This is a genomic window from Streptomyces sp. NPDC021225 (genome assembly GCF_044332865.1).
Lineage (GTDB): Bacteria > Actinomycetota > Actinomycetes > Streptomycetales > Streptomycetaceae > Streptomyces.
Map to the genome: position 1 here is coordinate 448,135 of NZ_JBIRPV010000005.1, position 12,300 is coordinate 460,434.

General features: G+C 72.8%; 10 protein-coding genes. 6 read left to right on the forward strand and 4 right to left on the reverse strand.

Translation table 11 applies throughout. The features are described from left to right. Positions 1 to 92 precede the first annotated feature (92 nt). Complete coding sequence (locus ACH4S9_RS24130; RefSeq protein ID WP_311723479.1) at positions 93 to 833, reverse strand: hypothetical protein; 741 nt, start codon at positions 831 to 833, stop codon at positions 93 to 95. A gap of 221 nt (positions 834 to 1,054) precedes the next feature. On the opposite strand from ACH4S9_RS24130, the gene ACH4S9_RS24135 reads away from it, so the two are divergent. Further along, positions 1,055 to 1,327: a hypothetical protein gene (locus ACH4S9_RS24135; protein ID WP_361188496.1), complete on the forward strand. Its 273-nt coding sequence runs from the start codon at positions 1,055 to 1,057 to the stop codon at positions 1,325 to 1,327. Next, positions 1,324 to 1,758 carry a helix-turn-helix domain-containing protein gene (locus ACH4S9_RS24140; RefSeq protein ID WP_311723477.1) on the forward strand — a complete coding sequence of 145 codons (435 nt, stop codon included), beginning with the start codon at positions 1,324 to 1,326 and terminating at the stop codon, positions 1,756 to 1,758. Before ACH4S9_RS24135 ends, ACH4S9_RS24140 begins: the two co-directional genes overlap by 4 nt. Here the strand turns inward: ACH4S9_RS24140 and ACH4S9_RS24145 are convergent. The 3 genes from ACH4S9_RS24145 to ACH4S9_RS24155 all read right to left on the reverse strand — a co-directional run bounded on the left by ACH4S9_RS24145 (position 1,746) and on the right by ACH4S9_RS24155 (position 8,917). Beyond that, a complete protein-coding gene (locus ACH4S9_RS24145) occupies positions 1,746 to 4,160 on the reverse strand; it encodes a SpoIIE family protein phosphatase (RefSeq protein ID WP_385341216.1) in 2,415 nt (804 codons plus the stop codon). The genes ACH4S9_RS24140 and ACH4S9_RS24145 overlap by 13 nt on opposite strands. Positions 4,161 to 4,230: 70 nt before the next feature. Beyond that, positions 4,231 to 7,890, reverse strand: coding sequence for a HAMP domain-containing protein (locus ACH4S9_RS24150; protein ID WP_398374010.1), 3,660 nt, complete (start codon positions 7,888 to 7,890; stop codon positions 4,231 to 4,233). A gap of 229 nt (positions 7,891 to 8,119) precedes the next feature. Then, positions 8,120 to 8,917 (reverse strand): SDR family oxidoreductase, encoded by a 798-nt coding sequence (locus ACH4S9_RS24155; RefSeq protein ID WP_398373808.1) that lies wholly within the window; start codon positions 8,915 to 8,917, stop codon positions 8,120 to 8,122. Positions 8,918 to 9,043: 126 nt separating this feature from the next. Here ACH4S9_RS24155 and uraD point away from each other — a divergent pair, with 126 nt between their 5' ends. Genes uraD through ACH4S9_RS24175 form a run of 4 tightly spaced genes read left to right on the forward strand, consistent with a single transcriptional unit; the run spans position 9,044 to position 12,234 of the window. Beyond that, positions 9,044 to 9,565, forward strand: a complete 522-nt coding sequence (gene uraD / locus ACH4S9_RS24160; protein WP_358844180.1) for a 2-oxo-4-hydroxy-4-carboxy-5-ureidoimidazoline decarboxylase — start codon at positions 9,044 to 9,046, stop codon at positions 9,563 to 9,565. Further along, complete coding sequence (gene uraH, locus ACH4S9_RS24165; RefSeq protein WP_398373809.1) at positions 9,565 to 9,924, forward strand: hydroxyisourate hydrolase; 360 nt, start codon at positions 9,565 to 9,567, stop codon at positions 9,922 to 9,924. The genes uraD and uraH overlap by 1 nt, the downstream gene beginning before the upstream one ends. A 5-nt stretch (positions 9,925 to 9,929) precedes the next feature. Further along, entirely contained in the window at positions 9,930 to 10,811 is an 882-nt protein-coding gene (gene pucL, locus ACH4S9_RS24170) for a factor-independent urate hydroxylase (protein WP_385341210.1), read from the forward strand. 13 nt (positions 10,812 to 10,824) lie between these two features. Further along, the gene (locus ACH4S9_RS24175; RefSeq protein WP_385341208.1) at positions 10,825 to 12,234 is read left to right on the forward strand and encodes an 8-oxoguanine deaminase; all 1,410 of its coding nucleotides are present in this window, start codon (positions 10,825 to 10,827) and stop codon (positions 12,232 to 12,234) included. Positions 12,235 to 12,300: the final 66 nt, after the last annotated feature.

Sequence of the window (12,300 nt, forward strand, 5' to 3'; positions counted from 1 at the left end):
CGCTCCGGAGAGGCGAAGATCATCCCCGAAGGGGAGGCCCGGGGGCCCTCCGCCGGGTCATAATGAACAAGGCGCGAACGCGGGGCACGCGGTCACCGTTCAGGAGGCCCCACTCGGATCAGCGAGTCCGCCGGGTCGTTGACGGGCTGTGGGGTGCCGGTCAGATCCATGATGAACAGCGGGATGTGCAGCGCGTCGGCGCGCGCCCGCGCGTCCCTGGCGTAGCCCGCGAGCGAGAAGAACACGCTGACGGCGGATTCGTTGAGCCCGTTCAGCCACAGACACTCGATGTCGCGCAGCGCGGTGGGCCGGGTGGTCGGGTCCACCTGGGCGACCACCCCCGGCCCGCACAGATCCACCCCGGACGTCGCCTGGCCCGCCTCCGGCTGCCGCACCCCGTGGAAGCCGAGCCACTTCAGATACTGCGCGGCGGCGGTGACCGCGTCCCGCGCCGTACGGATCGTCACCGGCTGGAAGGCGGGGCGCAGCACGGCCCTGCCCGGCGGCCCGGCGGCGGGGGCCGCCGCGTTGCGGGGGCGGGCGGTGGCCGGGGCGCGCTCCGTGGGATCGGGCGCCGACGCCACCGGGACGCGCACCAGCGCGCCGCACGGACAGCCGAACTCCGGCTGCGGCCAGCTCCCCTGGCGGCCGCAGGCGGCGCAGTTGGCCGCCACCCAGGTGGCCTCCCAGGTACGGTGCTCGATCTCCTCCGGGGAACTGTCGTGCAGCACGGGGAGGGTGAGCGGGGCCCCGCACGAGCACGGGTAGGTGGGCGGGGTGAACGACTGCTCGCGGCGGCACGCGGGGCAGCGCACCGGCACGCTGTCTGTCATCTGGTGCTCCGAGGGTCGGTCGCGGCCCCCTCGGGGGCCGGGGGAGAGGTATCCCCCCATGCTCCAGGAAGGAGGAGGTCCCGGGCAGCGACTTGGCGGTTCTGCACGCGTCGGCCCGACCACCCTGCTAGGGCCCGGAGCCCGGAGCCCGGAGCCCGGAGCCCGGAGCCCGGAGCCCGGAGCCCGTGACGCTTTGTGCGCGTGGGCAGTAGGTTGGCGGCGTGAGACTGAGGGTTGAGTTCACCACCGAGCCGTTCGACCTCGACGAGGTGCCCCCGCACGCCGTGGTGGCCCGCGACATCGTGCAGGGTGCCGCGCTGGACTCCGTCGACGTCGGCCCGTTCGGCAACACCGCGGAGGGCCGGGCGGAGGCCGTCCTGACCACGATCGACGAGTTGCTCCGCAAGTCCCTGGAGGCGGGCGCCACCCGGGTCTCGCTCCAGGTCAACGTGGTCGCGGAGGAGCCCGGCGAGCCGGAGGAGGGCGGCCGATGACCCCGCCCGCCGACGACGACCCCTTCGCCAAGGCCGTCAAGCCGCTGGTGGACGCCATAGGCGGCGAGCTGGTCGCCCCGGACCACGCCCAGGACGACGACGTGGTCCTCTCCTGGGAGGGCCGGGAGGTCGTGGCTGTACGCCTCCCTCACCTCTCCGACTCGCTCGACCACATCCTCGCCGAGCTCCGCCGCCGCCACGGCGTCCCGCTCGCCGACCTCGACCGCAAGACCAAGCAGTCGGTCGTCCGCCTCCTCGAACAGCGCGGCGCCTTCGCCATGCGCCACGGCGTGGAGACCGTCGCGACCGCGCTCGGCGTCAGCCGCTTCACGGTCTACAACTACATCAATTACGCCAATGAGCAGCGGGCCAAGGCGCGTGGGGGCGGCCGGACGAGCGACCCGGCGCACCGCGACGATCAGGTCGGTTGAACCGCGATCAGGCAGGTGTCGTCGTCGGTGTCGGCGATGTCGCAGGACAGCAGTGCGTCCAGATAGTCCTCGAGGTCGTCCACCGGGCGGCCGGCGGCGGCGAGGAGCTGTCCGAGGGCTTGGTCGATGCTGCTGCCGCGGCGCTCGATCAGGCCGTCGGTGTACACCAGCAGGATGTCGTGCCGCCGCAGCTCGTGCCGGGTCTCCTCGTACGAGGCGGAGTCCACAGCGCCCAGCAGCACGCCGTCCGGCGGCGTGAGCGCTTCGGCCTTCCCACGGCGGACGAGGATCGGGGGCATGTGTCCCGCGTTGGCCCAGTGCAAGGTCCGGGCGGCGGGATCGAACAGGCCGCAGACGACGGTCGCGGTGACCTGCTCGGGGAGGCAGCAGGCGACGCTGTTGAGCCAGGAGAGCAGCCGGCCCGGCCCCGCACCGGTGACGGCGAGGCCGCGCAGCGCGTTGCGCAGGACGACCATGCCCGTTGCGGCAGCGATGCCGTGGCCGGCGATGTCACCGACCGTGAGCAGCATCCGGCCATCGGGCAACACGACGGCGTCGTACCAGTCTCCGCCGACCCGCTGGTCCTCTTCCGCCGGGCGGTAGCGCACGGCGACCCGCAGCCCCGCCCCGTACACCGGGTGTTCCTCCGGGGGCATGATCGCCCGCTGTAGCTGCCGGGCCAGCCGATGACGCTCCGCGGACTGCTGCTCGGCACCGGCCAGCCGGTCCCGGGTGGCGGCCAGCGCGACCTCGGTCCAGCGGTGGGGAGAGATGTCCTGGTAGGCGCCGCGCACCGCGACCAGGAGCCCGGAGGCGTCGCAGAGCGGTTCGGCGACCACCCGCAGGTGGCGGACCACCCCGTCGGCGCGCCGGAGCCGGAAGGTGATCGCGCTCTCCTTCCGCTGATGCAGCACGCTGCGCAGGAAGCGGCGCACGGCGCCGGTGTCGTCGGGGTGCGCATGTCCGGAGAGCTGGTGCAGCGGCACCGGGGCCGCGCCGGGCTCCAGCCCGTACAGGGCGGACAGCTGCTCGGTCCAGGAGATCTCACCGGTGATCAGGTTCTCCTCGAAGGCGCCGATCCGGCTGAGCCGCTGGGCGTGCCCCAGCAGGTCGGCCAGTCGGGCGTCGCCCTCCGGGAGCCGCCAGCTGAGCAGCACCACATCGCCGAAGCGGGCCAGCCCCACGGCAGCCACCACGGCCGGTGGCGCCGGGCCGCCCGGGAACCTGAGCACCGTGCTCCGGCTGCGATACGGGGCCCCGGTGCTGTGCACCCGCTTGATCCGCTCGAACAGGCCGCCCTCCGCGGCGAACAGCGGATAAGCCTCCAGCAGCGGGAGCCCGGTCAGCGCGTCACGGGGACGGCCGGCCGGGTCGGTGAAGCGCTCGTTGGTGTGCTCGATCCTGAAGTCGGTGATCCGGCCGTCGTGGTCCCGCAGCGGGCGCAGCAGGGCGGCGGAGTCCAGCAGGCCGTCGAGCAGTCCGACGAGCCAGGCGGCGGCCCCGCCGGGCGGGCCGCCCGACTCCACGCCGTGGTCGGAGAGCGACAGGGCGCACAGCTGGGCCAAGGCATCCAGCTGTCGTTGGAGGGCGAGCGCGGGGTGGGGGCCCGGCCAGTGGACCTCCAGGACGCCCACCCGCTGACCGCCGCCTTGAGCAGGCACGACGGCCCGTGTGCCGCTGCCGCCGCTGCTGCCGATGGTGGGCGGCGGCGGGTCGCCGGACTCGGTGATCCACAGCGTCCGGTCCTCGGTGATGGCCTGCTGGGCCGGGGTGCCGAGCCCGGGCGGGACATAGCGCCAGCGGGCGGCCTCGGCGGGGCCGAACCCGGCTTCTCCGGCCAGCGTGAGGGAGCCGTCGGGGGCGGCCGACCACACGGCGGCGGCGGTGGCGCCCAATGGTTTCAGGGCCCGGTCGAGGAGGCCGCGGGCGAGCGCCTGGGTGTCGTCACCGGCCAGGATGGCGGCGGCCTCCGCCGTACGCAGCCGCAGGGCGGGCCCTTCGCGCTGCGGGCCCGCGGCTTCCTCTGCCGTCCGGCCGGTGCCGGACGCGGCGGCCTGCGCGGCTCGGGCTTCCGCGGCCGCGGCCGCGGTGGCGTCCGAGGCGGCCTGGTTGATGATGTCGGCGGCCAGTTCGGGCAGGGGCATCCGGGCGTCGGAGGCGAGCCTCCGCAGCTGCTGCGCGGCTTCGGCCGGAGCGCAGTTCAGCCGTTCCACGAGGACGCCCTCGGCGAGTTCCACCACGACCCGGGCCTCGCGGTCCTCCCACAGGGCGCGAATCTCCGTACTCAGCCGGTCGACCGTGGCCGCCAGCCCGGCCGCTCCGGCCTCACCGTGTGGTGCGGGACGCGCGGCGGGTTCGGAAGGGGGCCGCTGCCGCGAGGGCTCGTGCTGCTGCTCCGCCATGGGGGTTGCTCCTCGGCCCGGGGATCCGGGGGGCCGCTGCTCTGCCTGCCCGGTACCCACCCCAAGCACATCACAGGTCGATCCAGCGGCGCATGCAGTGGACCAGCTGCTGTGCGTCGACGGGCTTGGACACGTAGTCGTCCGCCCCGGCGGCCAGGCACTTCTCCCGGTCACCGGACATCGCCTTGGCGGTGACCGCGATGATCGGTACATGGCGCCGCCCGGGCATGGCACGCATCGCCGCGGTGGCGGCGTAGCCGTCCATCTGGGGCATCATCACGTCCATCAGGACCAGGTCGATGTCCTCGTCGGCCAGCGCCTCCACGCCTTCACGGCCGTTCTCGGCGTGCACGACGCGCATGTCGTGCAGCTCCAGGATGCCGGTGACGGCGAAGACGTTCCGGTCATCGTCGTCGACGATCAGCACGGTGCGGCCGGCCAGCGGGTCGGCCTCCCGGGGTGCGGGCGCCGGCCTGGTCCTCGGGGCGTGGACCAGCGGCAGGGCCTCGCCGGGGCGCTCGGCGGTCAGGTGCAGCACGATGCGTGTCCGCAGCTCGTCCAGGCTGGTGAGCACTTCGAACGGCTGGGCGCCGGCCCGCGCCCGGAGCCGGTGCTCCTCCTCGGCCGAGGGCTCCGGGTGGCCGCAGTGGACCAGGACGGGGACGTGGCGCAGGGCCGGGTCGGCGTCGAGGAGACCCAGCAGTTCGCGCGCGCCCTCGCGGGGCAGACCGCAGTCCACCACCGCGCAGTGGTGTGTTCGGCCGGCCAGTGCGGCCGCCGCCTCCCCGGGGTCGGTGGCGGTGTCCACCTGGACGGGCGAGGGGACCCCGGGCAGGTCGGCGACAGCGCTCTGGGCCAGTAGGGACAGCAACCCCCGCGGCCTGGCCTCGACGACCAGCACGCGGCGCACCGCGGGTGGCACGCTGTGGGGCGGCGCGGCGCCGGGCACCTCCGCCGCGGGGGCCGCCGTGGCAGTGCCCGGCGGGTGCGGTGCCGCGGTGTCCTGGACGGTGGGGTGCACGGTCGGCAGGTACAGGGTGAAGCAGCTGCCCTCGCCCTGGGTGCTCCGGGCGTGGACGGAGCCGCCGAGCAGGTAGGCGATCTCGCGGCAGATGGACAGGCCCAGGCCGGTTCCCCCGTACGTGCGGCTGGTGGTGCCATCGGCCTGCTGGAAGGCGCCGAAGACGCTCTCCAGGTGCTGTTCCGAGATGCCGATGCCGGTGTCGCCGACCCGGAAGGCCAGGGCGGGGCGGCTGGAGCGGCGGACGGAGTCGGGCAGGTCGGCAGCGGATGTGTCGACGCGTTCGATCCGCAGTTCGACATGGCCTGCCTCGGTGAACTTCACGGCGTTGGAGAGCAGGTTCCGGAGCACCTGGCGCAGCCGGGACTCGTCGGTGACCAGTTCGGACGGAACTCCGGGCGCCGTGACGACCTGGAACTCCAGCCCCTTCTGGGAGGTGAGGGGGCGGAAGGCGGCGTCCAGGGAGTCCAGCAGCCGGCGCAGCCGGAAGCGCTCGGGGCTGATGTCCATCTTCCCCGCCTCGACCTTGGACAGGTCGAGGATGTCGTTGATCAGCTGGAGCAGGTCGGAGCCGGCGGAGTGGATGACTTCCGCGTACTCCACCTGCTTCGGGGTGAGGTTGCGGCCGGGGTTCTGGGACAGCAGTTGGGCGAGGATGAGCAGGCTGTTGAGCGGAGTCCGCAGCTCGTGGCTCATGTTGGCCAGGAATTCCGACTTGTACCTGGACGCACGGGCGAGCTCCCGGGCCCGGGCCTCGAGCTCCTGCCGCGCCTGCTCGATCTCCTGGTTCTTCGTCTCGATGTCGCGGTTCTGGCTGGCCAGCAGCGCGGCCTTCTCCTCCAGTTCGGCGTTGGAGTGCTGGAGTTCCTCCTGGCGGACCTGGAGTTCCTCCGAACGCGCCTGAAGCTCGCCCGCGAGGCGCTGCGACTCGCCCAGGAGCTCGTCGGTGCGGGCGCCCGCGATGATGGCGTTGACGTTGCCGCCGACGGTCTCCATCAGCTGGTCCAGGAAATCCCGGTGCACCGGGGTGAAGCGGCCGGTGGTGGCCAGCTCGATGACGCCGAGCACCTGCTCCTCCGCCATGACGGGCAGCACGACCAGGCTGGCGGGGGCCGCGTCGCCGAGCCCGGAGGAGATGACGTAATCGGCTGGGACGTCGTCCACCGCGATGGTGCGCCGGCTGCGGGCGGCCTGACCCACCAGCGACTCGCCGAGCCGGAACCGCGTGGGGCGGCGGGAGCCCTCGGGACGTCCGTAGGAGTCGATGAGACACAGCCGCACGCCGTCGTGAGTGTCCTCGGCGAGGAAGAAGGCGCCGTACTGGGCGGAGACCAGCGGTACCAGCTCGTCCATGATCAGCCCGGCGACGTCGGCGAGATCGCGGCGGCCCTGTACCAGGCCGGAGATCCGGGCCAGGTTGGTCTTGAGCCAGTCCTGCTCCTGGTTGGCCCGGGTGGTCTGGCGCAGCGACTTCACCATGGCGTTGATGTTGTCCTTGAGTTCGGCGACCTCTCCGGAGGCGTCCACGGTGATGGAGCGGGTGAGGTCCCCCTCGGCCACCGCGCTGGTGACCTCGGCGATCGCGCGGACCTGCCGGGTGAGGTTGCCGGCCAGCTCGTTGACGTTCTCGGTGAGCCGCTTCCAGGTGCCCGAGACGCCCTCCACTTCGGCCTGCCCGCCGAGGCGGCCCTCGCTGCCGACCTCGCGGGCCACCCGGGTCACCTCGGCGGCGAAGGAGGACAGCTGGTCGACCATGGTGTTGATGGTGGTCTTGAGCTCCAGGATCTCCCCGCGGGCGTCCACGTCTATCTTGCGGTGGAGGTCGCCGCCCGCGACGGCGGTGGTGACCTGGGCGATGTTGCGGACCTGGCCGGTCAGGTTGTTCGCCATGGAGTTGACGCTGTCCGTGAGGTCCTTCCAGGTACCCGCCACATGGGGCACCCGGGCCTGTCCTCCGAGGATGCCGTCGGTGCCCACCTCGGAGGCCACCCGGGTCACCTCGTCGGCGAACGCGGACAGCGTGTCGACCATGGTGTTGATGACCCCGGCGAGGGCGGCGACCTCCCCCTTGGCCTCGACGACGATCCGCTGGGAGAGGTCGCCCCGGGCGACCGCGGTGGCCACCTGCGAGATGCTCCGCACCTGGCCGGTGAGGTTGGACGCCATGACGTTGACGTTGTCGGTGAGGTCCTTCCAGGTGCCGGAGACCCCGCGGACGGTGGCCTGGCCGCCGAGGTTGCCCTCGGTGCCCACCTCGCGGGCCACCCGGGTCACCTCGTCGGCGAACGCCGAAAGCTGGTCGACCATCGTGTTGATGGTCTCCTTGAGCTCCAGGATCTCCCCGCGAGCGTCCACGGTGATCTTCTGGGAGAGATCGCCGCAGGCCACGGCGGTGGCCACCTGCGCGATGTTCCGCACCTGAGTGGTGAGGTTCCCCGCCATGGCGTTCACCGACTCGGTGAGGTCCTTCCACGACCCCGACACGTCCGGCACCCGGGCCTGTCCGCCGAGGCGGCCCTCGCTGCCGACCTCGCGGGCCACCCGGGTCACCTCGGAGGTGAACCGTGACAGCTGGTCCAGCATGCCGTTGAAGACGGTGGCGATCTCACCGAGCAGCCCGTCGCAGTCCTCGGGGATCCGGGTGCGGAAATCGCCGTCCCGGACCGCGGTGAGACCGTCGAGCAGACGGCGCAACCCGGTCTCGTCCATCTGGCAGGCCACGCTCGCAGGTCCGTCCCGCGCGGCCGCGCCGGAAGCCTCAGCCATCTCCGCTCCAGCCGTACTGATCCGTCATCGGCCGACCGGCCGGAAGGCTGCCTGGAGACCGCGGCCCCTCGACCGCCCGGAGGCCGCCCGGCGGTCGCCCCGTCGTCTCCAGTGTGCCGCCGACGTTTCCATAGCGGATAGCGCGGCCCGAGGTGCTATTGGGCCCTCCGTCTCACCCCAGGCCGCCGTTGCTGTGGAGCAGCTGGCCGTTGACCCAGCCGCCCTGGTCGGAGCAGAGGAACGTGACCAGATTGGCGCAGTCCTGCGGCATCCCGAGGCGGCCCAGCGGGGTCGCCCGGCTCAGGTCGGCCTTCTGCCGCTCGGTCATCCAGCCGGTGTCCGTCGGCCCGGGGTTGACGGCGTTCGCGGTGACTCCGAGGTGGGCGAGCTCGTGGGCGGCGGCCAGCGTGATGCGGTCCATGGCCCCCTTGCTCGCCCCGTAGGGCAGATTGCCGGCCGTGTGGTCGCTGGTCAGGCTGATGATCCGGCCGGTACCGGGGGTGCCCCGGAACCTCAGGCCGTACTCCTTGATCAGCAGCCAGGTGGCCCGCGCGTTGACCGCGAAGTGCAGGTCGAAGCTCTCGACGGAGGTGTTCAGCAGCCCCGAGTCGACGGACTCGCAGTGGCAGAGCACCAGCGCGGTGACGTTCCCCAGCTCCTTCTCCGCCGTGTCGAAGAGCGCCGCCGGGGCGGCCGGGTCGCTCAGGTCGGCCTCGACCGCCATCGACCTGGCCCCGAGCGCGCCCAGCCGCTCGCGCAGCTGACCCGCGGCCTCCGGCTGGGCTCCCCAGGACATCCTCCGGTCGTACGGGGGCCAGTGGCTGAACGCCACGTCCCAGCCGGCCTCCGCCAGCCCCAGGACGATGGCCGTGGCGATGCCCTCCCGCCGGCCCGCCCCCGTGACCAGGGCCAGTGGCCGCTCCGTGCCGCCCCCCGCCTGCTCGTTCATCGCGCCCGCGCCATCGCTCATGGGGCCATCCTGCCCGGCCGTCCGGCCCGTGGGCACACGGATTTCCGGGCAGCGGGCCGCTCGCTGTAACCCGAATTTTTCAACAAACTGTTGACGCCCTGCCGCGGCGGATCCTAGCTTGCGGGTGTGACTTCCAGCGCTCCGCCGGGACTGGCCCGGTTCAACACAGCGGACGAGCCGGGCGCGGCCGCGCTCCTGGGCGAGGTGTGCGCCAGCCGGGCCTGGGGCGCGGCGGTGGCCGCCGGGCGGCCGTACGGCAGCGTCGGCGCGCTGCTGGCCGCCGCCGAGGACGCGATGGCGGGGCTGACCGCTGCCGACCTGGCCGAGGCGATGGCCGGGCATCCGCCCATAGGGCGGCCGAGGCCGGGCGACGCCACCTCGGCGCGCGAGCAGAGCGGGGTGGGGGAGGCCGAGCGCGCGGAGCTGCTGGAGCTGAACCTCGCCTACCAGGAGCGCCACGGCCATGTCTTCCTCATCTGCGCCACCGGGCGCGGCGGCGAGGAGATGCTGGCTGCTCTCAACGAGCGGATCGGCAACGACGCGGACACCGAACGCGAGATCGTCCGCGCCGAGCTGGGCAAGATCAATCGCATTCGGCTGGCCCGGCTTGTGGACGTCGGGCATGAGGAAGAAGGAGGGCAGGGGTGATGGCCACGGCATCCGGTACGCGCACCTCCGTGTCCACGCACATCCTGGACACCTCCCTCGGCCGCCCGGCCGCCGGGGTGTCCGTCGAGCTGTCCGTACGCCGCCGGGCCGACGCGGCCTGGGCGGCACACGCCGTCTCCCGGACCGATGCCGACGGCCGCTGCAAGGATCTGCCGGCCCTCCCCGAGGGCACCGCACACGCACGGCTGCGCTTCGAGGTCGAGCCGTATCTCGTGCGCGCGGGACACGCCCCCTTCTTCCCGGAGGCGGTCGTGGTCTTCGCCGTCGAGCGCGGCGAGCACTACCACGTGCCCCTGCTGCTCAACCCGTTCGGCTACTCCGTATACCGAGGGAGCTAGCACCGATGCCCACGCTCGGCCAGAACCAGTACGGCAAGGCGGAGACCCGCGTCGTCAGGATCGTGCGGGACGGCGCCGTCCACCACATCAGGGACCTGAACGTGTCGGTGGCGCTCTCCGGCGACATGGACGAGGTCCACCTCTCCGGCAGCAACGCCAACGTCCTGCCGACCGACACCACCAAGAACACCGTGTACGCCTTCGCCAAGGAAGGTGGCATCGCCTCGCCGGAGGAGTTCGGCATCCGGCTCGCCCGCCACTTCGTCACGGGCCAGGAGGCCATCCGCACCGCCCGCGTCCGGATCGAGGAGTACGGCTGGGAGCGGATCGAGACCGCCGGGGCGGCGCGCCACTCCTTCGTGCGCTCGGGGCAGGAGACCCGCACCGCCCAGGTCGCCTTCGACGGCGAGCGGTGGGAGGTGATCTCGGGGCTCATGGATCTGACCGTCCTGAACTCCACCGACTCGGAGTTCCACGGCTTCGTCAAGGACGAGTACACCACGCTGCCGGAGACCCGCGACCGCGTCCTCGCCACCGAAGTGCACGCCCGGTGGCGCCACGGCTGGTGCGACGACCGCGAGCCGGCGCCGGACTGGGAGCGTATATACGCAGACGCGAGAGGCGACCTGCTGGCCGCCTTCGCCGAGACGTACTCGCTCTCGCTCCAGCAGACGCTGTACGAGATGGGCGCGCGGGTGATCGACAACCGCCCCGCGATCGACGAGATACGGCTCTCGCTGCCCAACAAGCACCACTTCCTGGTCGATCTGACGCCCTTCGGCCTCAAGAACGACAACGAGGTGTACTTCGCCGCCGACCGGCCGTACGGCCTCATCGAGGCCACGGTCCTGCGGGACGGCGTCCGGCCCCGCATCGCCACGGACTGAAGGGGCGACTGACGTGAACAACACCGCGGAACCCGGCCACACCGCCGCCGCACCGAACCGCATCGTCATCGAGAACTGCGCCATCGCCACCGTCGACGCCCATGACACCGAGTACGCCGACGGCCACCTCGTGGTCGCGGGCAACCGCCTGGAGTCGGTGGGCCCCGGCCCCGCGCCCGCCGGCCTGGACGGGGTGGTCCGCCGGGTCGACGGCACCGGACATCTGGCGACCCCCGGCCTGGTCAACACCCACCACCACTTCTACCAGTGGCTCACCCGCGGCCTGGCCCAGGACCACAACCTCTTCGACTGGCTGGTCGCGCTCTACCCCACCTGGGCCCGGATCGACGAGCCGATGGTGCACGAGGCAGCGCGCGCCTCGCTGGCCATGATGGTCCGCGGCGGCGTCACCTGCGCCATGGACCACCACTACGTCTTCCCGCGCGGCGCGGGCGACCTGCTGGGCGCCGAGATCAGCGCGGCGCGGGAGCTGGGCGTGCGGTTCACGGCCGCGCGCGGCTCCATGGACCGGGGTGTCTCGGACGGCGGGCTACCGCCGGACTTCGCAGTCGAGACCACCGAAGGCGCGCTGCGCGCCACCGAGGAGGCGATCGACACCCACCACGACCCCTCCTTCGACTCCATGCTGCACATCGCGGTCGCGCCCTGCTCGCCCTTCTCGGTCTCCACCGAACTGCTGCGCGAGGGCGCGGCGCTGGCCCGCCGCAAGGGCGTACGGCTGCACACGCACGGCTCGGAGACGGTGGAGGAGGAGAAGTTCTGCCACGAGCTGTTCGGGATGGGCCCGACCGACTACTTCGAGTCGACCGGCTGGCTGGGCGAGGACGTGTGGATGGCGCACTGCGTCCATATGAACGACGCCGACATCGCGGCCTTCGCCCGCACCGGCACGGGCGTCGCGCACTGCCCCTCGTCCAACGCCCGGCTGGCCGCGGGCATCGCGCGCGTCCCCGACCTGCTGGCCGCCGGGGTGCCGGTCGGCCTGGGCGTGGACGGCACCGCCTCCAACGAGTCCGGCGAGCTGCACACCGAACTGCGCAACGCCCTGCTGGTGGGCCGGCTCGGACCGCACCGGGAGGCGGCGCTGAACGTCCGTCAGGCGCTGCGCCTCGGCACCTACGGCGGGGCCCGGGTGCTCGGCCGGCAGGACCAGATCGGCTCGCTGGAGCCGGGCAAGCTGGCCGACCTGGTGCTGTGGAAGCTGGACGGCCTTGGCCACTCGACGATCGCCGACCCGGTCGCGGCCCTGGTCCTCGGCCCGCCCGCGCCGGTGACCCTGTCGCTCGTGGACGGCCGCCCGGTGGTGGAGGCGGGCCGGCTGATGACCGCCGACGAGGACGACATCGCCCGCCGCGCCCGCGACGAGGCCCGTCGGCTCGCCCGTATCGCGGCCGACGGCTGAGCGGCGGGGCGGCTCAGTGGCGGGGCGGCTCATGGCAGGGCGGCTGAGTGGCACGGCGGCTGAGTG